Annotated in this window: 24 protein-coding genes; 10 read left to right on the top strand and 14 right to left on the bottom strand. The window is 45.9% G+C overall.

Annotation, left to right across the window (positions count from 1 at the left end; genetic code table 11):
* Positions 1-290 precede the first annotated feature (290 nt).
* Positions 291-536 carry a helix-turn-helix domain-containing protein gene (locus IQ260_RS11050; protein WP_193993161.1) on the bottom strand — a complete coding sequence of 82 codons (246 nt, stop codon included), beginning with the start codon at positions 534-536 and terminating at the stop codon, positions 291-293.
* 689 nt (positions 537-1,225) lie between these two features.
* Here IQ260_RS11050 and IQ260_RS11045 point away from each other — a divergent pair.
* Both IQ260_RS11045 and IQ260_RS11040 read left to right on the top strand, forming a co-directional pair.
* Positions 1,226-3,079, top strand: coding sequence for a pentapeptide repeat-containing protein (locus IQ260_RS11045; protein ID WP_193993160.1), 1,854 nt, complete (start codon positions 1,226-1,228; stop codon positions 3,077-3,079).
* Positions 3,080-3,131: 52 nt separating this feature from the next.
* The gene (locus tag IQ260_RS11040; RefSeq protein ID WP_193993159.1) at positions 3,132-3,494 is read left to right on the top strand and encodes a hypothetical protein; all 363 of its coding nucleotides are present in this window, start codon (positions 3,132-3,134) and stop codon (positions 3,492-3,494) included.
* Between the two features lie 791 nt (positions 3,495-4,285).
* On the opposite strand, the gene IQ260_RS11035 is transcribed toward IQ260_RS11040, so the two are convergent.
* From IQ260_RS11035 to IQ260_RS11025, 3 genes are all read right to left on the bottom strand, one after another.
* Entirely contained in the window at positions 4,286-4,822 is a 537-nt protein-coding gene (locus IQ260_RS11035; protein ID WP_193993158.1) for a hypothetical protein, read from the bottom strand.
* A gap of 62 nt (positions 4,823-4,884) precedes the next feature.
* Positions 4,885-5,235: a hypothetical protein gene (locus IQ260_RS11030; protein ID WP_193993157.1), complete on the bottom strand. Its 351-nt coding sequence runs from the start codon at positions 5,233-5,235 to the stop codon at positions 4,885-4,887.
* Between the two features lie 1,206 nt (positions 5,236-6,441).
* Entirely contained in the window at positions 6,442-7,008 is a 567-nt protein-coding gene (locus IQ260_RS11025) for a hypothetical protein (RefSeq protein ID WP_193993156.1), read from the bottom strand.
* Positions 7,009-7,286: 278 nt separating this feature from the next.
* Here IQ260_RS11025 and IQ260_RS11020 point away from each other — a divergent pair, with 278 nt between their 5' ends.
* Positions 7,287-7,748, top strand: a complete 462-nt coding sequence (locus IQ260_RS11020) for a hypothetical protein (RefSeq protein ID WP_193993155.1) — start codon at positions 7,287-7,289, stop codon at positions 7,746-7,748.
* Positions 7,749-7,900: 152 nt separating this feature from the next.
* Here the strand turns inward: IQ260_RS11020 and IQ260_RS11015 are convergent, their stop codons facing one another.
* Together IQ260_RS11015 and IQ260_RS11010 are read right to left on the bottom strand one after the other, a co-directional pair.
* Positions 7,901-8,284 carry a hypothetical protein gene (locus IQ260_RS11015; RefSeq protein WP_193993154.1) on the bottom strand — a complete coding sequence of 128 codons (384 nt, stop codon included), beginning with the start codon at positions 8,282-8,284 and terminating at the stop codon, positions 7,901-7,903.
* Between the two features lie 114 nt (positions 8,285-8,398).
* Positions 8,399-8,713, bottom strand: a complete 315-nt coding sequence (locus IQ260_RS11010; protein WP_193993153.1) for a hypothetical protein — start codon at positions 8,711-8,713, stop codon at positions 8,399-8,401.
* A gap of 501 nt (positions 8,714-9,214) precedes the next feature.
* Between IQ260_RS11010 and IQ260_RS11005 the strand changes: the two genes are divergently transcribed.
* Entirely contained in the window at positions 9,215-9,547 is a 333-nt protein-coding gene (locus tag IQ260_RS11005) for a hypothetical protein (RefSeq protein ID WP_193993152.1), read from the top strand.
* 249 nt (positions 9,548-9,796) lie between these two features.
* On the opposite strand, the gene IQ260_RS11000 is transcribed toward IQ260_RS11005, so the two are convergent.
* From IQ260_RS11000 to IQ260_RS10990, 3 genes are all read right to left on the bottom strand, one after another.
* Positions 9,797-10,174: a hypothetical protein gene (locus IQ260_RS11000; RefSeq protein WP_228015852.1), complete on the bottom strand. Its 378-nt coding sequence runs from the start codon at positions 10,172-10,174 to the stop codon at positions 9,797-9,799.
* Entirely contained in the window at positions 10,140-10,631 is a 492-nt protein-coding gene (locus IQ260_RS10995) for a hypothetical protein (RefSeq protein ID WP_322744937.1), read from the bottom strand. Before IQ260_RS10995 ends, IQ260_RS11000 begins: the two co-directional genes overlap by 35 nt.
* Before the next feature lie 78 nt (positions 10,632-10,709).
* The gene (locus tag IQ260_RS10990) at positions 10,710-11,324 is read right to left on the bottom strand and encodes a hypothetical protein (RefSeq protein ID WP_193993150.1); all 615 of its coding nucleotides are present in this window, start codon (positions 11,322-11,324) and stop codon (positions 10,710-10,712) included.
* A gap of 253 nt (positions 11,325-11,577) precedes the next feature.
* Between IQ260_RS10990 and IQ260_RS10985 the strand changes: the two genes are divergently transcribed.
* The gene (locus tag IQ260_RS10985; protein WP_193993149.1) at positions 11,578-12,123 is read left to right on the top strand and encodes a hypothetical protein; all 546 of its coding nucleotides are present in this window, start codon (positions 11,578-11,580) and stop codon (positions 12,121-12,123) included.
* Positions 12,124-12,309: 186 nt separating this feature from the next.
* Here the strand turns inward: IQ260_RS10985 and IQ260_RS10980 are convergent, their stop codons facing one another.
* Positions 12,310-13,326: a hypothetical protein gene (locus IQ260_RS10980; protein WP_193993148.1), complete on the bottom strand. Its 1,017-nt coding sequence runs from the start codon at positions 13,324-13,326 to the stop codon at positions 12,310-12,312.
* Between the two features lie 206 nt (positions 13,327-13,532).
* On the opposite strand from IQ260_RS10980, the gene IQ260_RS10975 reads away from it, so the two are divergent.
* Complete coding sequence (locus IQ260_RS10975; protein ID WP_193993147.1) at positions 13,533-13,970, top strand: hypothetical protein; 438 nt, start codon at positions 13,533-13,535, stop codon at positions 13,968-13,970.
* A 141-nt stretch (positions 13,971-14,111) separates the two neighbouring features.
* On the opposite strand, the gene IQ260_RS10970 is transcribed toward IQ260_RS10975, so the two are convergent.
* The 4 genes from IQ260_RS10970 to IQ260_RS10955 all read right to left on the bottom strand — a co-directional run bounded on the left by IQ260_RS10970 (position 14,112) and on the right by IQ260_RS10955 (position 16,359).
* Positions 14,112-14,384, bottom strand: coding sequence for a hypothetical protein (locus tag IQ260_RS10970; RefSeq protein WP_193993146.1), 273 nt, complete (start codon positions 14,382-14,384; stop codon positions 14,112-14,114).
* Positions 14,384-15,019: a ParA family partition ATPase gene (parA, locus tag IQ260_RS10965; RefSeq protein ID WP_193993145.1), complete on the bottom strand. Its 636-nt coding sequence runs from the start codon at positions 15,017-15,019 to the stop codon at positions 14,384-14,386. The genes IQ260_RS10970 and parA overlap by 1 nt, the downstream gene beginning before the upstream one ends.
* A gap of 164 nt (positions 15,020-15,183) precedes the next feature.
* Positions 15,184-15,675 carry a hypothetical protein gene (locus IQ260_RS10960; RefSeq protein WP_193993144.1) on the bottom strand — a complete coding sequence of 164 codons (492 nt, stop codon included), beginning with the start codon at positions 15,673-15,675 and terminating at the stop codon, positions 15,184-15,186.
* 114 nt (positions 15,676-15,789) lie between these two features.
* Complete coding sequence (locus IQ260_RS10955) at positions 15,790-16,359, bottom strand: tyrosine-type recombinase/integrase (protein ID WP_193993143.1); 570 nt, start codon at positions 16,357-16,359, stop codon at positions 15,790-15,792.
* 242 nt (positions 16,360-16,601) lie between these two features.
* On the opposite strand from IQ260_RS10955, the gene IQ260_RS10950 reads away from it, so the two are divergent.
* From IQ260_RS10950 to IQ260_RS10935, 4 genes are all read left to right on the top strand, one after another.
* Positions 16,602-16,814, top strand: coding sequence for a ribbon-helix-helix domain-containing protein (locus IQ260_RS10950; RefSeq protein WP_193993142.1), 213 nt, complete (start codon positions 16,602-16,604; stop codon positions 16,812-16,814).
* 674 nt (positions 16,815-17,488) lie between these two features.
* Positions 17,489-18,772: an IS256 family transposase gene (locus IQ260_RS30935; RefSeq protein WP_228015851.1), complete on the top strand. Its 1,284-nt coding sequence runs from the start codon at positions 17,489-17,491 to the stop codon at positions 18,770-18,772.
* Positions 18,773-19,162: 390 nt separating this feature from the next.
* Positions 19,163-19,489 (top strand): hypothetical protein, encoded by a 327-nt coding sequence (locus IQ260_RS10940; protein WP_193993141.1) that lies wholly within the window; start codon positions 19,163-19,165, stop codon positions 19,487-19,489.
* A gap of 67 nt (positions 19,490-19,556) precedes the next feature.
* Positions 19,557-19,928: a hypothetical protein gene (locus IQ260_RS10935; RefSeq protein ID WP_193993140.1), complete on the top strand. Its 372-nt coding sequence runs from the start codon at positions 19,557-19,559 to the stop codon at positions 19,926-19,928.
* The last annotated feature ends 111 nt before the right edge of the window (positions 19,929-20,039 follow it).

Raw genomic sequence — 20,039 nt, 5'->3', positions numbered from 1 at the left:
TATCAAGTGATGTAGATATCCCTGAGGGGTGTATTCTCCTTCGTTCCACATGTCTTTTACCTCGGCTGCGGTCAGCCGAAGGTGGGACGATTTTTGTCGCCCGCTGGGATTATGTGTCATAATTGACAAAGAATAATTAATTGAAATTGAAAGCTCAGAGCCTGCCAGCTCTGGGCTTTTTGCTTTTTGAAGTAATACAGTGAGCTGGCTAGAAATACGTAGTCAACTCACCAGTTTTCAGGAACTAACGCTATTTCATAGTGCCATAAGCTGTAATGCCTGCACTATATCTATTTCAGCTCTTGTGTCTTGGTATCGGTCCACTCAATTAGGAGTCGGCCTCCAAGGGCCTGAATGATCTCCTCAATGTTTTTGTAGGTCCGCCCTTTGGGGTCATCAAACACTTTGGAAAACCTACCTGTATAGCTACTGGGTGGTCTACCAGTTCCATCAAGTTTCGCTACCTCCTTGGCTAGCTGATATTGGGACATGCCCTTTTCTTCTAGCCGCTGTTTTAGAGCATCGTCGAGTTCCATTGATTGGAATATTCTAAGGTTGGAATACAGAATGTATCGCGCTAATTATATAGCAATATTTACCCAAGTTCTTTCATTAGCTCATTACATTGCATAGCGACTTCCTGGAGCCGTTCGCGGATTCGTTGGTCTGCTTCAGGTGTACGCGTCTCTTCGTTTGAAATCTGACTGAACAGCCGGGTTGATTCTCGGTCAAGTCCGATGCTCTGCTAGAGCGGCTATGCCAACGCAATTTCGTAAATCCGGTAATAGTCTCAACTTGGATCAGGCACTGAGTAATTATCCCGACATTCCGCACTTCCAACTGTCATAATCAGATATTAAATCTGAAAGCCCTTCCTACAGAGACTTTGAGCGCCAAATTAGTTTATATGAACTATTTTTAGGTTATTCTCAATAATAACTATTTATTGAGAATCCATGTTCTTTTAGAAGCTGTGATCCATTGGCTTCGTCATTAATTGTCGAATGTGCCAATTTAATGACGGAATGTGGGGTCAACTGGCACAGGTAATATAAAGATGACACAATTCTATGCTACTTCTAAAAAAGGTCTAGAATTCTACATCTCATTAGGAAACAAAATTAATTAGGCTCCAATATTGGATGTACAGACGTTCCATGGAACGTCTCTCCGACATTCATTTTTTGGACCTTATAAAATCCTTATCCCTTAGCATCTACTCAGAATGACTCACACAACTCCAGGGGAAAGAAATCTTAGAAACCACACTTATATCGGTCAAAATCGACAAAAAGAAGATTTTAGTGGTGCAGATCTTAGAGGAGCAAATTTCCATAATGCAAACCTGTATAAAGCAGATTTTAGCGGTGCAAAGCTTAGAGATGCAAATTTTCATGGGGCCAACTTAAGAGAGTCAAATTTCACTAATGTGACAGTTGACACCGAGCCTGCTGATGAGAAAAACGATATTGAAAATACTTTTCCTAGAATAAACTTTCGAGATACTAATATTCGGGGAACAGATTTTTCAGATGCTACGCTTACAAAAGCAGACTTTACTAGTGCAAAATCTGGCTTAAGTAAATCGTGGCAAACACTGTCTTTAGCTATCTCTATATTTTTCTGTTTGCTTTCAGCATTTCCAACAGCAATAGTAACGACCTTCTCGCTTTATTTCTTTCGTACTTCGCGTAAGAAGCTATCTTTACTTGATTCATTACTTGTTGGATTTTGGTCAGTCGTTTTGGCTGTATTGCTAAGAGCAGGCCTGATTCAGTTAGGGGCCTGGGCAGTGAATGTGCATGTAGGGGTGGGAATTTCCATGATTCTTATGGTTCTCCTCGGTGCAATAATTACCATGATTTCAAGTGAATCTGATGATGACTTTAGTGGTGTGTTTCTTGCCATCATTGCAGCTTTAGTAACGCTAGGTTACACCATGGGTTTCAGTAGCACTCTCGCTCCTCTAGAGGAGCGACTTTTCCACAACCTACTTGGATGGATAGAAGTTTCTCCAGGTGAGGGGTTTGGTGCAGGAGTATTTGGAGCGTTACTTGGAGCTGTATTTGGATGTTTGTTTTCTAGGGCAGCAATCTCGGAAAACGGACAGTTCAGTTGGCTTTGGCAAATGTACATTCGCTTTATGGCTCGTGGAGGTACAACTTTTAAGGGAGCAGATTTGACAGAAGCCATCTTCTCAGCAGCAGATCTTAGAGGTGCAAACTTTAGGAATGCCACTATAAAAAGAATCAACTGGCAGAGAGCTAGATCCCTAGAGTTTGCCCTCACTGGAAATAACTATCTTAAATATTCCAGAGTACGGCAGCTAGTTTTAGGAAGGTCTTTGAAGGTCAAAAATTTTGCTGGTTTAGACCTTGAGGGAATTAATTTAGAAGGAGAGGATTTAAGCAAAGCTGATTTTACTGAAGCAAATCTTAGTCAGGCAAATCTGCAAAAGGCTAACCTCAGAAAAGCTATGTTGCAAGGGGCTAAAGTTTATGGTGCTAACCTAGCTAAAGCTAAACTTACAGGAGCATGTATATATGCTTGGGCCTTTGATGAAAGCACAGTCTTTAAGGATATAAAATGTGAGTATGTATTCAAACAAGAATATCCTGATGACATGGAGGGACGCCGACGCGTTCCATCAAGAGGAAATAAATTTAAACCTGGAGACTTTGAAAAATTTATTGAGAAAGATAGAGGAACATCAGAGATTCTTATACAGAGCAATGATAACAAGCAAGCTCTGTATAACACGATTAAGCAGCTCTCCAAAGATAAAAACTATGCCTTTAAGGGATATGAGGCAATAGGAGACGATGCTCTTATTAAAGTCAAGATATCAGATGACGTAAGTGACGGCACTGCTGAAGATAAATTCTACAAGGTCTATCAATCTGAAGTAGAGGATGTAAATCATCAAGACACATTAAAGGAAATGCCTTTATTTAACGTAATTCTTGAGGCATTTGAAGCAGGAGCCAAAGCTGGGAGACGTGACGTCACCATAATCAATGGTCAATACGCTGAAATTGTTGGCGATAATAATGAAAACAAAGTTGAAAATAACGAATAGCCGTTGCTCGGTAGTATTACTTTACGTTTTTATCGAGGAGCTACAATAGGCAATGAGCGAGAGAAAGATAACTGTGCATGGTGGCCAGTATGTTGAAATTGTTGGTAGTGGTAATCAGAACAATATCGCTAACAACCATCTACCTAAGAGACAGGTTCTGACTACAGGTGAGGATCTATCTTTAGTTCTGTCTGAGATTCAAGCCTTACTTGAAAAGTTAATAAATAGAGATGGGCTCCGGGAAGAAGAAGCTCAGCAACAGATGTCTATACAGATAGCTGACGAAGCAAGGAAGGATTTAACAGTAAGAAAGAAATTATTGAAGTGGTCACAATCACTAGCAAGTTCAACAGCAAGTGACGTAGTAAAAGGCATAGTCAAACTTGCCTGTCAGTCTGTAGGTATACCATTATAGAAAGCGGTTCTTGATATTAAAAAGCTTCCTTCTGATTTCGCATGTTTCGCTGTAAGACAGTGTGGCAGATAAACTACATAAATCTGCTCAAACAATCAAACAGCAACTAACTCTTATTGTGGGGCGAAGGAATAAGATTGCCCATGAGGCTGACATTGATGAAACCCACATTCCGCCATTAAATTGGCACATTTGATAATTAATGACGAGGCCAATGGATCACAGCCTCTAAACAGACAAAATTTTTCAATAGCGCTTAACTATTAGGAATGACCTGAAAATAGTTCATATGAATTGCACAGGTACTAAAAGTCTTTTTAGAGAAGGCTTTCAGGTTTAATATCTGATTGTGACAGTTGAGAGTGCGGAATGTTGGATTATCATCAATCCAGCTTGGATACTTTGGGGAGTCTTCGGTCATAGCCAGCCTCTAATGTAAGTCGCATCCCGTGGGGTACCACCGGATACTATTCATTCCCTGTTTAGCAGCTCAGAGGAAGCGTTGTTGTGCTCGTGGAGTACCACCAGCACATTGAAAGTTCCGTTTTTTTGGCCATTCAGGAAGGCTAGCGCATCCGTTCCGCTATAGAGGCGTTGGTAAGTAGCGATCGCAACCGCAAAGGGCGCTCTACTCCTGCGCTCTTAGTAAATCATGGGGCCCAAAAAACTAGTGGGGGATTGGTCGGCTGGCTTCGCTATTTATTCTTGCAGGAGAAGAGAGAAGAAAGGAAAGGGGCGAAAGGGTATCGGATGGCGCAGCCCTGAGCGGATGTCAAGGCTGCGAATATTTCTTAAAACTCCGCGTCCTCCTTCCGGCGCTGCATAAACAACGTGCTTGCAAACGCCCGTACCGTCGTTTCCTGAACCTCTGGCAACGCCGCTTTCAGCTCCTGAAAGATACCCACTATTTCCACCACATCACGACTCGTCGGCTGCTGTGCTGGCGTTGACGTAGGCGGACTGGGGAACGCTGCTAAGCTAGGCGGTGCTGTGGGGCGAGGGTCGCTAGCCGGTGGTGAAAATTCATTCCTTTCGTGAGGGCCAGCTGCACGACTTTCTAGGATCTGCATCAGCTCGGGTGCTTGCTCTTTGGCGACCCTCCACTTACCAGAGCGGTAATGGCATACAATTACATCGCCTTTTCTGAGCCTGGAAAATACCCCAGGGTTGAAATAGATACGCTGTTCTCCACCGTTCTCAAAGACAACGAGTGCAGAGTGCTGCGCCTGCCATTCTGGATTGCTAGTCTTCGGCTCAGTTGGGTCAAATTTCAGCGTGACCCATTGCCATACGCTTTGCTGCGACGCGTTTTTTAATGGTGAGTTCATGTCAGTTCTAGTGTTGATATAACGAGCAGCGGGGCACCACTCCCGCTTAGGTGCAACGTTGGTTAGAACGGCGTATCAGGGTCGTAAAAACTGCATTTAGCCGCGTAGTGCTGCGGCATCTGCGCTAGGTCGCTAGCGGCTCGTAGCTCGCAGAGACCAGGGCTCATGTAGGTGCTGCCGTTGGATAGTTCTAAGAGGCGCGGCGGACGCCAGTTGACGCACTGGGCACATAAGGGCTGATACTGCAGCGGTGGGGTGTCTGGGAGTTCAGCCAGTTCGGTTTCTATGGCCTGCTTTCCCCAAACTCTTACCAGCTCGGCTAGCTCCAGGGTGGCAAAGCCCCACTCCTCAGCTTTTTGATCGTCCTGTCGTTCCCGCCGTTCCTGGCAGGCACTAAAATCTAACTCGTACATCTTGTTTCCTTTTGGTTAATTGGTAGGCAAGATGTGCACGGAATGATCTGGTGACCGCCAGGTCATTCCACCTAAAGCACAAACTTACCAAAAAGAGAGTTAATAAGAATCTTCTAAAACATCTAAAGGCATTGATATCAAATGACTTTAGGCATTGGCAAGAACTCTCTTTTAACTCTTTTATTGTACCATTTTTAGCGCTAAAAATGGTACAATAGTACCAAGCACAAGGGGGAGCGGAACTCGCGTGAGACTCGGGGCGCTAAACGGAAACGCAGCCCGCAAGGGTGGACCTAAACAGAGACCGGCGAGCTAGGGCGGAAACCCTACAAAGACGGAGCAGTAGAGCCAAACCAACAACCCCAGGAAACAAGCCAGAGAAACGCCTAGAGCCCTGCTAGCGGGCAGCAAGCAAACAACGGCGGCAACGGAATGGACACCAACCCACCCCAGCTAAAGGCCACGGCTGGGGGTGCTTAACCATGCACAAATGAGCTATGAAACAACAACAACTTGAACTAAACCCCAAACCGGACATACTCAACGCCTGCCCGTGGGCACGCCCACACCGCGATGGCCTCGCCTGCGGCGTAGTGCTCGCAGTGCCCCTGCGGCTGCCCTACGGGCTAGCACCATGGCTACGTGCGCAAGGCTGGCGAAGTAAGGCGGTAGCCGCTGATCGGGGGCAGTATGCGGCGCTGCTGGTCGGTGGGTGCGCTGTGGAGCTGCTGAACTGGGTGCCCAGGCCGGAGAGCCACGGAAGCCTAACCGCAGGCAACTACCTGCCGTGGTAGAGCGCTAGGCCCCGCCAGGGGCCACACAGCGACCGCTGACGAACACGACCAGCGGCCCAAGGTCAGAGGGCGTAGACACTACCGGCACCGAGCCGCCTAACGGCTAGAGTGCTAACAGATACCCTTACCTCTCCTTTCTCTCTCGTCTCTTCAAACCCCCAGCTAGCCGCTGGCACCCCAAGAGCATAAGCGATCACAGCCAAGCTGTGATCGCTTATGCTCTTGGGGTGCCAGTGGCGAAATAGCGTGAGCAGAGCGAACAACAACCGTCCACGGCGTAGCGATGTGCGGTGTGGCGGAGGAGGACGTGTAAGGCTGCGGGTGGTAATCTACGGAGCACGAGTTTGAATTGAGAATAAAACCTCTCACAACAATAAGAAGTCGACGAGGAAGAAATTTTCATACTTTGAGTCTACTGTGCTTGATAGATTTCACTTTCGTTGTTAACAACATATGGATTGCTGGCGTTACCCCCTATATGAACAGCGTGTCCTGGCGTTTCTTGCCAAGAGGTACCATTCCATCGGTAGATGTTATACCCTCCCCCAATAGGATTTGCCTCAGTTCCAATTATCCATCCATCGGCAACATCGGTTGCGGTTCCTGGTAGTTGCTGCCAAGCAAAACCATCCCACCAATAGATTTCATTTTCGTTATTAACAACATATGGATTGTTGTAAGTGCCTCCAATGCGAACGGCGTATCCTGGCATTTCTTGCCAAGAGGTACCATTCCATCGGTAGATGTTATACCCTCCCCCAATAGGATTTGCCCCAGTTCCAATCACCCATCCATCAGCAACATCGATTGCGCTTCCTGGCAGTTGTCGCCAAAAGCTCTTGTTAGAGTTATCTACTGGCTGTAAAGCGACAAGCGGTTTCAGCTGCTCTCCGATAGTCTCAGTCGCTGATGCTGGCAATACTATGACTGTAATAGCAGTCGATGCGGCAATAAATTTACTAAGGGAGCTTATCACCATCAAATACAGTAAAGGTTATGTTCAACCAAAGCTATCCCGATATCCAAGATAGCGAATGATTCATTAGCAAAAATTAAGAGTGGATGCAGAATCGACGCATTGCGATCGCAACCCCGCAACCACCTTGTGACCCCCATCACCACCTTTCCTCAGCCAAACTCAGAAACCCCTTAAGCAACCCTCAGTTAACCGTCAGATGACGTTCAGGTAGCTCCCGCATTCTAGTAATCAATGAAGCAAGTACACACACTTCACCGATTCGCCAAGGAGCTTTAACTATGAAACGCACTATCCTTTCTGCCTTAACCGTTCTCGTTGCCTCCGCTGCCATTGCACCCATCGCATCCGCTGCTGAGCCTGCTAGCTTCAACATCCAATCGGCTCGTCTAGAAGAGCTAGATGCCCGCACTAAGAATTCCGTCCACAAACTACGCCTTGAGCACCTCAATAACCAGACCAAGGCTATCGAAGATATCCAAGCCACTCGGCTAGACGCCCTAGACGCACGCACTAAGGCTGTCGATAACATTCAAGAAGCACGCTTAGATGCTCTCGATGCTCGCACTAAGAACAGCGTTCATAAGCTGCGTCTGGAGCACCTAAACAACCAGACTAAAGCCGTGACGGACATCCAAGCCGCTCGTTTGGAAGCGCTGGATGCTCGTACTAAAGCAGTCGATAATATCCAGGAAACACGCCTCGATGCGCTAGACGCTCGTACGAAGTCCGTCGCCCAATAACGGAGTAAGGCGTATTTGGGCTAACCAAGCTTGGGTGCCTAGTGCGTCTCCGTACATCTGTGAAGCTTCATTTTTCATGAGGCACCCTTTTCCTCTTAGATTCTCTCTCCACATACGCTAAGCCTCTGCCAATACGGTCGGGGCTTTTTTGTCTATGAAGAACGACGCGGTCGAACTGCCCTAAAGCATGTGTATGCTCCAGCTATGAGTGAGCCAACAAAAATGTTATAGCCGATGGCAAGACACCAGCGTGCATCTAATAGCTTCGTCTCTGCTTCGGAAGCATCCAAAGTCGCTGATAGACCAAAATGCATAGCTCCCGCAAACGTTCCCAGAGAGAGCAATCCGAGCAACAAGGTTACGCCTACCAAGCGCCAGTTAATTTTAACAAGCCGTTTTGTTGAGATTTCCCATAGTGTTCCTACACCGCCAACGAACACCACCAAATACCCTGTTATCACCGGCACCATAATGCCGACAGCTTCAAAAATCAAGTCAATAGTGTAGGCATGAGCATCAGATACAGTCGTCATCATGGCTCCTTAGCGCATCGTAGTAGAAGACTAGCGCAGCCTAAATCTGACAACTGTTTCAGTCAAGATTCATTATCTGACCATAGCTACCCAAAAAGGGGCCGAAGCCCCACGCCGCTAGTAAGCCTCGGGCCGATGAACCACGACCCGCACACGCCCGCCCCGCTGACCGCCAGACAACCGAATAGACCCCTGAGGAATAACCACCGGCACCGACACCGCAAACCGAGCAGGCCCAGCTGACACACACCGCACCCGCACCTGATAGCCCACCACCGCCGCCCACTTGGCCGCAAACGCACTAGGCAGCTGCGCAAACCACACCTCAGCCACGTAGCCAGTAAAAGACCGCTCAGACTCGCGCCAGCAGCACTCGACCGCGCCAAACTCAGACGCTAAACCAGAAACGAACTCAAACGGAACAGAACGCATAACGACAGACCCAAAAAACAACCACCCACTAGGGCACCCTTCACGGAACCGGAGGGCGTCAAGGGCGCTGTGGGGTTTGGGGTGTCCCCAATCAAACAACGCGTAGCACCGCTGTTCAGCGCTTGCGTTAGCCCTTGACCCCGTAGGTAGCCTAGAGCGGCCTGGTGGTGGGTGACGCAGCTTTGCTGCACAACTAGAGCAGGCCCCCGAGGGGCCGATTTGCGAGGGGGTAACGATGTGGCGTAGCCCAATGCGTAGCAACGACAGCTATCGTCGGGGTGAAAGGAGTTTCGTTGAGTTGAGATCGCAATACCGCAACTGCTGAAAAATGGAGGCTTTAAACTTGGCTTGATTGCTACCTGCTACGAGCACATTTGAGCGACTGCAGTAGCGTAATTCCGTTGAATGGCTTTGCTTTGCGCCAGTCTCAGAAGCATATCTACAAAAATATAATTGAAAGGAATAAAATTTATACATTCCATAATCAGAAATATTTGAATCATGGGTGCAATCGCTTTAGGAACAACTTTATTAGTGCTCATAGCTTGTTGGTTTTGGTGGCAGTTTATTTCAGACATGCGATCACCAGGCAGCCACAAGCTGAGCCGACGTGCAGTCGTCTTAAACAAGAGTTCGCCTATAGTAGGTAGTTCTGGTAACTTGCATACAGAGTATTTTGTCAGTTTTACTTTTATGGACGGTCGAGAACCTGAAGAAGAAAATTATAAAGTTCCTGGTCGTGACTTCAACTTGTTAGATAAAAACGATGTGGTAGATGTTTTGTTTAACGGAAAAGACTATCTAGGCTTTAATCGAGTTAGCGACTCTGCCTGAAAAGGATACACATAACTACTCATTAAAAGCCTTAGACTGGATCGGCACTGAGTTGAGATCGCAACGCTGTTTCTAGGTACGTGCTACAATCACTGCGCTTGAGAGCGCAGCCGCCCAGCAAAAAGCCCCAGCGATGGCTAGGGCTTAGTTAGTACTAATTTACTGATTTTAGCAGCAGAGTAACGCAGGCGGTGATCAGTCGAAGCAAGCTGTAACGTGGTTGGGTTGCGATCGCAATCTTCAATATCCCTACCATGGAAACCGCTTTCTGGTCTTCTTAGATTCTTCCTTAACAACGGCGTTAATCTGTTGATTGACGTCCTCTTGAGATTCTCCGCCGATAGTCCCTTCCATACGCTCTAGCTCATAAGCCGTCAGCGTTTCATTAGCCATGTACGCCTGCTGAACTTCGTGAGGAAGCGTGTCACGCTTGAAGCGCTTTGCTCCAGTTTCTTGGTAGAGCTGACGGACGGTGCAATCAAACAGCTCAGCCGTTTCTGTGATGACTGCTTGCTTATGACATTCACCATCACCACCATTGGCCTTAATGGAGTCTGTAAACCGTCTGAAGACGGTAACTCCATCGGCGCGCTTACGCTGCGGTGCTAATTCCTGCGAGTTCCCCAATAGGTCTAGCTGAGAATCCGATGGTTCGATCCGATCCTTCTCGTTCTTCCAGTAGTCTAAAAAACCCATCTGCTTGTTCTCTCTCAGTATTGCTGAAATCCTTACTGAATAAGTCCTCTAGACCTGTTTTGATGGCCTCTAACGCCTCAGGATACATTAGGAATTCGTCAAAGATTTGGTGACGGTATTCGTAGTCCCAGCGCTCAGGTCGAAAGGCAAAGGTGTTAGTGAGCAACATCCAAGAGTCTAAGCAGCTTTCAATGGCGAACATAGCCTCAAATCTGCACAATGCCGCTTCCCAGGTCTTTTTGTATCTGCGATCGCCAAACGCTTTAACATCCTGCTCAAATTGCCCAGGCTGAATGGTAAAGCCTGTGTGCAAAATGTCCCAAGTCCGTTTAACCCGCTTTTTAAGCTCTGGTAGCTTCATCATGCTTGATGCAATGGTGTTACTCACTAGGGTACTTCCTCTCAGTCTCTAGAATCACTAAATTTGATATCCGTAGTGTTCTCAACTAGCAGAACTGGCAAGCCATTACCCATTGGAATCACCTCCCATCCGGCGCTGACGTAGCAGGTTGGTTGTCTGTAGCTCGGCCTGCATTTCAGCTTGATAGAGAGCAATCGCCCGTTGCTGACCCCGCGCAGCTGCGGCCTGAATATCGGCTTCTGACAGGTTTAACTCTGCTGTATTGGCCTGGTCGATCATCGCTTCAATGTTGGCCAGCTGGGCAGCGACAGACGTTTGTAAATTGCTGGTTTGGGTGTTTCTCAGAGCTAACACCTGGCTGACTTCCTCAGGTACTAATTCACCCTCGAATATGCCGGCAGACTCCCACTCAGCCGAGTAACGAACTCTAGCTTGCTCAACCCAGGAATCGCGTTGGCGCAGCCTCTCCTTTGGAGACTCGCAAACCTGGATATTGGCAAACTCCTCAAACAAGGTGCGGCCCAGCTCGGTATAACCTTCCTTATCCTTTAGCAACTCGCTAGGGGCCACTTTGCCGATCCATTCAAACCATCGATTTCGAATGGTCGAGTCTGAGACATTGTGCGCCTCGGCTATTTGCTGTGCGGTATAGTGTCCGCCCCTGTGCGGTTCAATGTTCTGTCGGACATGTGGTGTCACGTCCGCCTGTGTGCTATTCATAGATGGAATCCTTTTAGTACAAGGGTTTTAGCGTGTACGGCTTATGTGCATCTGATGTACGGTGGAATGTGCGTTCAGATGTACTGCCGTACACACGACAACACGATAAGACAATACATTCGACAAGTCAACAAGCCTTTTTGATGTTAATACTTTGAAGTCTGGACAGTACGATTAGACATAGTCGTAAGACGGTACATCGAAGCGTTGTCGTACTAAAGTTGATATCGTTCTTCCTTCGTTCCTGGTATCAATGGACGCTCAAATTGATGAAATGCCTGTTGGTTCCCTTGATGCTAGATACGGGGTGCATCGGTCCCAGGTCTACAACCGTTTGGAGGCGATTAAGAAGCGTAGGGATGATTTGGTTCCCCATCGTCGGGGTAGAAAGTCCTATGTCAGCGCTGAGCTGCTAAGCCTGCTAGATGGTATGGCTGCATTGATTCAGAACGGATCAACGACTGATAATGCAGCCGAAAAAGTTTTAGGTAGACTGTCCACTCGTCCCGCCGACAGTCTACCCGACAGTCCTGCCGACATTAGACAGGTTGATGCGTCAGCACTTGCGATCGCAATGCCTGAGCCAGAGAAGCCCTTCAGCATCGACGACACCCTACACATGCTGAGGGCGTTACAAGAACTGGCTGATAATGACTGGCGGTTAAGCTCTGACCAGATAGCGCATACCTTGGAATTGAAGGCGTTACCCAGTGGGGATAGTTTTGAACGGTATGGATTCCGATTTTCTAAGGCTGGAAAGAATGGGACTCAGACGGCTTGGAAAATAGAAAAGCTTTAGATCTCATTAGTTGGATGTGACACAAAACTATCTGGCTCTTGAATAGTTAGTACGATCAGATTATGAAGCTTGAATCAGTAAAGATGCTTAACTGAAATCCTTATCCATAAGATTGTTGAGGCTGAAAAAGTAACCCTGACGATAACCCACTCGTTCAACCTATCTAACAATAAGCTGCGGATAAATCTATTTTTGTCTCAAAACTTTTTCATATACTCTTAGAGATTGCTGCTGCAATAAATGCTCAGCGGCTTCGAAATTATCTTTTGATAGAGCCTGCTGAATTTTTTCATTTCGACTAAGCTGCTTCAATAAATCGCAATGGAAATTTGAATTTCCGTGGTAAAGCAACTCTTCTCTTGTATCAAATTTTCCATATTGGTCAGAATTGAGCTTGTTTTCAATCCATTTAATAATGGGTTCAAACTCTACTTTATTATCCTTAACAGGATCTTTTTTTGAGCGATCATGCGCTTGATGTATTTTAAGGCTCTCGAAGAATTTTTGTTTTTCAAGCTTATTCATTCGAGAGATAGTATTGGTTATTTTCTGCTTAACCTGCTCTTTGAACGTAGAATATTGATAGAAAGTATCGGAACCCTGATCGCCAGTTCTATTTCCCTGCGTGGGTATTGCAGGTTGTTCCTGACGCTTGATACCTATGTGGCTATTCCTTGAGGATTTTGTAGCAGTTCCCAGAACATTAGGAACAACATTCACACGAGAGGCTTGAATGTTGCTACCAGTTCCATCAACCAAAACAATATTACCATTACCATTTACAACCTGAACTATTTTTGTTACGGATTGTTTTCTTGGTGGCATTTTCAATAGTTCATGTAGCAGCTGACGAGTAGATGCTCCGTCACTAATACGTTCAGGAGTTAAAGATTGTATTTTAGGGGTTTCCGTGCGAGGAGTTACGCTGCGATCAGATTTTTTTTTCTGCTTACTGTTAATTTCTAAAGTCTTTGCAAACCATCTACGTTGGGTGTTATTTTCTGGGGAAATACATACGCGAGTTGATTGAGTTGTTCGACTCTGTCCACAACCTTTATTCTTCTCGGTATCTTTTCCAGATAAGACTCGAACTCCCTCTCCTAAATTCGGCTTCGGACGTGTAGGTCTTTCTTTCTCCTTAGGCTTACCCCTTTGCTGACGTGATACTTTTCTTTGACGACGGTTTTTTCCTTTTTTAGTCATGCCTGGATTCAGGAATTAATTGCACTCATGTCTGTAGCATGATTATGAAGTATTTCTCAATTACTTTATGTGCATCAGTGTGCACCTATTAATTTGGCGTATTACCCTATGCGAATAGCTGAGAACTGCTAAAATTTGGCTCTAAAATTTTGGTGGAACGAGGTAAGTGTGGCTAAACTGTGTGTGCTGTATCAAAAATACTACCAATGGAACTGACAGCTCTATTAGCTTCATTTCTGACTCCATTTTTGCCCCATCTGTTAAAGCTGGGTACACCGGTAGCTGAGGAAGCGGGTAAGACATTAGGCAGCAAGTTAGGAGAAGGCACCTGGGAAACCGCAAAGCAGGTGTGGGGGAAGCTGAGTCCGAAAGTGGCAGAAAAACCCTTAGCACAGGGAGCATTAGAAGCGTTGGCAGACAACAGCCAGGATAATGAGGCGCAGGAGGTTTGGATATCTCAACTAACAAAGATGCTAGCGGCAAACTCGAACTTAGCAGAGGAACTACAGAGACTTTTAGATAAGGATGCTAAGGTGGTAAAACAGGCGGTGAGCGTATCGCAGACGGTGGTTGGAGATAGGAATATCGTGATTGGTAACTCCAGTGGTTTTTTCAACCTTACCCAAAGTCAGGTGGTGAGGTAAAAGCAAAACACTGAAACGTTTCTCAAAGTCTGTATTGAATTCCACCTACTGTAATTAATCCCTGAGAACTCAGACACCAGTGAGACTATTTAGCCTTGCATTCTCTAAATCAAATGTCTGAATATTCAAATATTTGAATATTCAGACATTTAGCTCATATCGATCAGCCAATACCTGAGCGATAATATCGCTCATATCCAATTCCCCATCACTCTCAAACGCCTCACGCTTCAAGGCTTTGTGCAAATGCTCAGGGATGTATACCAATAGCTTTTTATAGTCCGTCCGCTTATTCTTAGCGACCTGTTTGGGGGCAGCTGGCTGTAAATCCGCTGCATCATCAGAAACGGTATCGAGAACATGCGCGATCGCATCCGGGTCACGCTTCGTTGTTTTAGGTCTCGGCTTTGGCATTACTCAACCTCCAGCAGCTTCACAATTTCCTTAGTCAGATTCGTTATCTCTCGCTGAGCCTTTTCATCCTTCAGCTCATAGATAGTCTGACCATCGGCGCAGCGCTGGAAAGCAACCCGCTGATGCACGATGGTTTTGAGTAAGTCACCTTCCATATCTTTAATAACTGCGGCCACCTCCCGGTCTAGGGATGAACCCACCACCGCTTTGCTGACTACAAAGGCAATTCTGATATCTGAGTAAACCGCTCGTATAGGGTCTATTCGTTCTAAGGTTTGCTCGGCTGCCCATAGGTCATAGGACGATGGACTAATAGGGATAAGGACTAGATCGGCGGCTGCGATCGCAGATAACGTAATCGCCTCTGCCCGACCTGGCGTATCGATAATGCAATCCTCGTGATTGCCCTGCAGCGAATCGATATCTCGGTTGATCGTTTTCCTGGCTGCAGCCAGCACCGTAAATGGTGGTTCCGATTCTTCATCTCGGATTGCTGCCCAGTCGTTAATAGACCCTTGGGGGTCTGCATCGATGACAACGACGGAGCGACCCAGCTTAGACAGCGCTGCGCCAATGTTCACAGATAGCGTTGATTTGCTAACGCCCCCTTTGAGGGAGGCAATGGTAATTCTCATGGACTAACCAGCGCGTTTGCCATGAGTGTATAGTATTTTTTGAATATTCAAACAGTTAGATATTTAGATATTTAGATATTTGAACAACTAGATAATCAAATATTTAACTATTCAAACCTTAAGATTACCCAGCAGAGGTAAGCCGGGTATGGAGATGGCAGCCTTTACAGGCAATAACGTTGTCCCCATTCTAAATATTGTCTATCTCCAACAGGTTCTACACACTGGGAGAACTGGGAGACGGTGCCGTCAATTAAGCCAAAACTTTCATTCCAGTCAGTGTAGTACCGATTGAACTTAACCAACCCCACTCCTTGACACCCGTTGATCAGTTGAGCACTGGCATTCGTCATAAGCTGGGGTGAATTCATGACATTATCTGCAGCACTGCCGTCCAGGGCTAACGTAACCTCCAATTCAACACCCGAAGGATATCCTCGATAAACCTCGGAAAGATTAGAGGCTGAAATATCAGCCACCTGCGCATCTCGTCCCTCCTGAATAGAGCCAACAACACTGGCTAGAGCGTCCTCACACTTCCGCTGCGCTGGCGTTGATTGCTTAGGCACAACTGTTGATCTGTCAGCAAATGCCGATGTTGTCGGAAGCAAAAAGGCTATAACAACAGCTAAGGCATAGAAATGGATAGAACGCATAGCTATTCAGAGATTGGTGACTAAAGCCAGGTTATCGTTCAATTCTTAGCCGATAATCCATCTCTAAGAAAAATTACTAATTTACGAACATTGTCGCCGTATAGCTATCTACCGCTAAGCAAGCGATGTAGCCCGATTCCACAACTTTCCAACTGCCGCCGCCACCTTACTCTGCGCTTCCAACCGAGGAATATCTATATATAACGTCAGACTATCTAACGACTTGTGCCCCGTCACCTGGCGAATACTTTCTAAATCTACACCGGCTCGATAAAGATGTGTCGCCATCGACCGCCGAAAGCTGTGGGACGATGCTCCCTGAATCCCCAAATAATCACACGTCTTATCGAGCTGCTTTTGAAACGCCCGTAACGTAATGTGCGTTTGACCACTCCGACCGGGAAAGTAATAGGCTCCCGTCTGCGGCACCAGCTGCTTCACCACATCGCTCAGCTCTGGATACAAATTAATTTCCTTCGTCGCCTTCGTCTTCGTTTGCTTAATCGAAATCGCGTCATGAGAGATCGCAGTCATCGGCAACGCCACCACCTCACCTGCCCTCGATGCCGTTAAGTAACACAGCCGTGCGATCGCACAGTGAGGATAGTCCAGGTTGACGAACACCGCTTGTAGCTGATCCTGCGATAGTACAAGTGCTTTACCAGCGCGATTGGATTTCGCCACAAGTTCGTCTTTTTTCTAAACACGAACTCAAGTTTAACGGAATATCAAGGCTTTCAGGACATCTACGTAAAACCTCGCAGCTCTATCAAGAATGAGTCCCAATAGGAGAATTTTAGAGAATTCGCTACACCGCTGGCTGGATGAGTGATAACACGGTTAACAGGGTTAACGCGTTTAGGCGATAACAAAACCAGCGATTCGTTACCCCGCCTGGGTTAACCGAGATAACCCTGTTAACAACTATGAAAAAACCGTTAGTCGCTGGACGCATTCCGTCTACCTGGCATGCTCAGCTGCTCAAACTGCAGGAAGAGACCGGCAAAAGTCAGAGCGAGCTGGTCAAGGAAGCGATTGGGCTGTACCTGGAAAAAACGGATACGGAATCCGTCGCCGCGATGAATCGTCGATTGAACCGGCTGGAAAAGCAGTATAAGAAGCTGACGGCATTGATTTAGAAAATGCAACGATGCCGGATTTTCTAGGGTTGGGATGAGCGGATACGTGCGATCGCAAACGAAACCGGGCGCACACCTAGCGATGTGGTTAAGGAAGCCATTGATCTTTACCTGGAGAAAACCGATCACAACGGCGTAACATCCATGGCACGACGACTCTCATCCCTAGAGAAACAAGTCAGAAAGTTATTGCAACTAGTTTAGTTACATAGTCTGAGGCAGCTCATATTGGCAGAACGCAAACGCTGATAGACCAACTTTTTTGCTTCACTGCCCTCACTGCAGACTTAGCTCAGCTGTATCAATATAAAAATCGCCGCACCCCAACTTAGGTATAGCTACAGCATCCATAGCTGCAGGATAAATTATTAATTTTTGAAAACATATCGACCGCAGCAACCGCATAAGCAACCGCATATCTATGTGCAGGTCTTATCTTAAAACCAAGACAAGTAACAGATTTTTTGAGCGATTCACATTCCGGAATTTTTAACAGATGAGACTTACTAAAAGTGAAATTCACCATATTTTTGGTAAGGCCTAAATCATCCACAATCTTATAGAAATTGACTAAACATGCCTAAAAAACGTTGGTGTCTGTAAGTTTTCGCCACCTTTTCATTGAGGCGATAGAGGTATAAGCCAGAAGGAAAGCCCTTCAGGAGTGACCTCTGATGAAAACGAGCGAACGGGAAGCGCAAATACTGCGAATCCAATCAACTAGCTTCCAACCGGAACTCTCAACAGCACTAGAAGCCAAGCTACGGCAAGCCGTGGTGGAGGTGACCCAAGCGACCCTAGAAGCAGCCCTCGTGGAAGAACTGTCAGCAGAACGTGAGCACCCCCGCAAATCGCTGGGGAGGCGTTCAGGATACTTTACGCGGGTACTCGACACCGAGCATGGTCGCATCAACCAGCTTCGGGTACCGAAGCTGAGGAGTGGTAATAAAGAACGGTCGTGGCAAATCCTCGAACGCTATCATCGGGGACTGGGCAGCCTGATGAACTTCTCGTTGAGCCTGTACGTGATGGGCCTCTCGTTGAGGGACTTACAAGAAGCGCTGTATCATCTGTTGGGCAGTGTTTTATCTGTGAGTGCCATTAACCGGGTGACCCTAGAAGCCCAGAGCCATATGGACAGTCATCGCCAAGCTAGACTCGTCAAAACGCCACCGATATTGATTGTCGATGGCGTATGGGTCGATATCCAATACACCTCAGAGGACACGAAAGTAGACCGGGCGGGTCATGTTCGCCAAGTTCGTCAAGCCCAAGAGCGCGTCGTACTCACGGCTCTAGCCGTTTGGCCCGACGGCAATCACGAGGTTCTGCACTATGAGATTGCCGAGCAGGAAGAGACGCGAAGCTGGGCCACTTTCTTTGACCACTTGATTGGACGGGGTCTGGACCCCACCGCCGTTGAACTGGTTGTGAGTGATGGCACACTAGGCCTACCAGCCGCGATGTCTCAACATCTACCTGGGGTAAAACAACAGCGATGCATTACCCACAAAGTCCGACGGATTAAAGACTACCTAAGCTATGCTCAACTGCCGACCCACAATGAACAGGGGCAAGCACTGAAGCCTTCGGACGCAAAGCAACAACGTCGTTATCAAATCCAGCATGATGCCTACGAGATCTACAAAGCTGAGGATGACACAACGGCTCAGCAACGGTTGGCGGCCTTTGTCGAAAAGTGGCAACCCATTGAGCCGAAAGCAGTACAGACATTCGAGCGAAATATTGATTTGACCTTCAGCTTTTACCAGTTCGAGCGGTTGCTGCATCCTCGAATTCGCACCTCTAACTTGATTGAGCGCTTGTTTGAAGAGTTTCGACGAAAATCTGATGAAATTGGTGCTTTCCCCAATGAGCAAAGCTGTCTGACGATCTTCTTCCTCATTGTTCAGCGGGAACAGGCTAAACACGAGCGTTCAAACATGGCGAAAAACTAAAGACACCAACAAAAAACGGAATAAGCTAGCTCAGATAAGAGATGCAATACCTTACATAATTGGTCTTGCCACCTTTATGATAGGTGACGATATTTACGAACAATTTACAGGAAAGTCTCTTGCAGAACAGCTTAAGTCAGTTTTTCAAAAAATTATTGAATCCAAATTCAATAGCGAAATAATTCCTGAGATTTTAGCCACAATTATTTTCTTTCTAGTGATCGGAATAAGTGGGTTTATGGCTTATTTTTTACTAGCGAAAGCCTTTAGAATCCATCCTTTTGTATATAGATGGTGGCTCTTTGTATACATAGGTTCATTATTATTAGTTCTTTTAACAAGTTTCATTTAAAAATAGATATTACCTTCAGAAAAAATGAGGAAGAATAAATGGACAACCAAGAAGATAAAAAATCAGAATACAAAGAAAAAATTCAAATTTTAGAGGGATTACTGAATTCTACAAATATAGACGAATTGCTGCTTTTTTCTCAAGAATATAAAACTTCGTTAGAAGAGGCTTTAAATAAGCTAATAGAGATAGGAGTTTATTATATAAAGTTTGAAAAAGAAGGCGCTAATTCATATGATAAAAGAAAATATAGCAAAGACTCAAACAAAAGAAAACGACTATCTTCAATAGATATTATGACTTTATCGATGTCTATTTTAGGAATTTTATTGGCTTCCATTTACATCATATTTACTCATATTTAGTCCAAAAATAAAACTCGAAACATACACTGAATTTAGGAGCATCATGATACGAAACAGCAATCAGAAAATGATTATTTTTGCATTTCCTTTTGGATTAATGGCTTTGTGGGATTTATTTACGACCGTATTTGGAACTTGGTCGAGTCTTCAGCAATATAATCCTTTCTTAGGATTGATGATTTCCATTCTTCTGGCTATATTTATTCTTACAATTCTATTTTTAGGTTTTCAGTATATGCTAGAAAATGCCCATTACTTTTCTCTGCATAAAAGAGGGTTAGATGGCTTGGAAGCTCAAAAGCTTTTATATATAATATTTCTATTTGTTTTCCCTATTTCTTTTGTATATGACTTTTACACATCTTATCTTGGCAATAAAGTCTTCTTTTTTGAAGGTGCAATAACACCTGATGATCATTTGATCTCACGGTTCGCTTAAATTTAGGAAGGGTTGCCTAAATTATCCGGTGAGTGAGAGGTAGATATCATCCGAAGCCTTCAACAACTGCAGAATGCGCTGTTGCCGCTCAGATAAAGCAGAGAGAAAATA

It is taken from the genome of Leptolyngbya cf. ectocarpi LEGE 11479, from assembly GCF_015207065.1.
Taxonomy (GTDB): domain Bacteria; phylum Cyanobacteriota; class Cyanobacteriia; order Phormidesmidales; family Phormidesmidaceae; genus Leptothoe; species Leptothoe ectocarpi.
This window is presented reverse-complemented; position numbering and strand designations above follow the sequence as displayed.

Bases quoted from the DNA above. Each gene is read 5' to 3' on its own strand.
- IQ260_RS11040 (WP_193993159.1), top strand. From the start codon at position 3,132: ATGAGCGAGAGAAAGATAACTGTGCATGGTGGCCAGTATGTTGAAATT.
- IQ260_RS10975 (WP_193993147.1), top strand. From the start codon at position 13,533: ATGGAACTGACAGCTCTATTAGCTTCATTTCTGACTCCATTTTTGCCC.
- IQ260_RS10950 (WP_193993142.1), top strand. From the start codon at position 16,602: ATGAAAAAACCGTTAGTCGCTGGACGCATTCCGTCTACCTGGCATGCT.
- IQ260_RS11045 (WP_193993160.1), top strand. From the start codon at position 1,226: ATGACTCACACAACTCCAGGGGAAAGAAATCTTAGAAACCACACTTAT.
- IQ260_RS11005 (WP_193993152.1), top strand. From the start codon at position 9,215: ATGGGTGCAATCGCTTTAGGAACAACTTTATTAGTGCTCATAGCTTGT.
- parA (WP_193993145.1), bottom strand. From the start codon at position 15,019: ATGAGAATTACCATTGCCTCCCTCAAAGGGGGCGTTAGCAAATCAACG.
- IQ260_RS11025 (WP_193993156.1), bottom strand. From the start codon at position 7,008: ATGGTGATAAGCTCCCTTAGTAAATTTATTGCCGCATCGACTGCTATT.
- IQ260_RS10935 (WP_193993140.1), top strand. From the start codon at position 19,557: ATGATTATTTTTGCATTTCCTTTTGGATTAATGGCTTTGTGGGATTTA.
- IQ260_RS10990 (WP_193993150.1), bottom strand. From the start codon at position 11,324: ATGAATAGCACACAGGCGGACGTGACACCACATGTCCGACAGAACATT.
- IQ260_RS11010 (WP_193993153.1), bottom strand. From the start codon at position 8,713: ATGCGTTCTGTTCCGTTTGAGTTCGTTTCTGGTTTAGCGTCTGAGTTT.
- IQ260_RS10960 (WP_193993144.1), bottom strand. From the start codon at position 15,675: ATGCGTTCTATCCATTTCTATGCCTTAGCTGTTGTTATAGCCTTTTTG.
- IQ260_RS11035 (WP_193993158.1), bottom strand. From the start codon at position 4,822: ATGAACTCACCATTAAAAAACGCGTCGCAGCAAAGCGTATGGCAATGG.
- IQ260_RS10970 (WP_193993146.1), bottom strand. From the start codon at position 14,384: ATGCCAAAGCCGAGACCTAAAACAACGAAGCGTGACCCGGATGCGATC.
- IQ260_RS11030 (WP_193993157.1), bottom strand. From the start codon at position 5,235: ATGTACGAGTTAGATTTTAGTGCCTGCCAGGAACGGCGGGAACGACAG.
- IQ260_RS11020 (WP_193993155.1), top strand. From the start codon at position 7,287: ATGAAACGCACTATCCTTTCTGCCTTAACCGTTCTCGTTGCCTCCGCT.
- IQ260_RS10980 (WP_193993148.1), bottom strand. From the start codon at position 13,326: ATGACTAAAAAAGGAAAAAACCGTCGTCAAAGAAAAGTATCACGTCAG.
- IQ260_RS11050 (WP_193993161.1), bottom strand. From the start codon at position 536: ATGGAACTCGACGATGCTCTAAAACAGCGGCTAGAAGAAAAGGGCATG.
- IQ260_RS11015 (WP_193993154.1), bottom strand. From the start codon at position 8,284: ATGATGACGACTGTATCTGATGCTCATGCCTACACTATTGACTTGATT.
- IQ260_RS10940 (WP_193993141.1), top strand. From the start codon at position 19,163: ATGGACAACCAAGAAGATAAAAAATCAGAATACAAAGAAAAAATTCAA.
- IQ260_RS10985 (WP_193993149.1), top strand. From the start codon at position 11,578: ATGGACGCTCAAATTGATGAAATGCCTGTTGGTTCCCTTGATGCTAGA.
- IQ260_RS30935 (WP_228015851.1), top strand. From the start codon at position 17,489: ATGAAAACGAGCGAACGGGAAGCGCAAATACTGCGAATCCAATCAACT.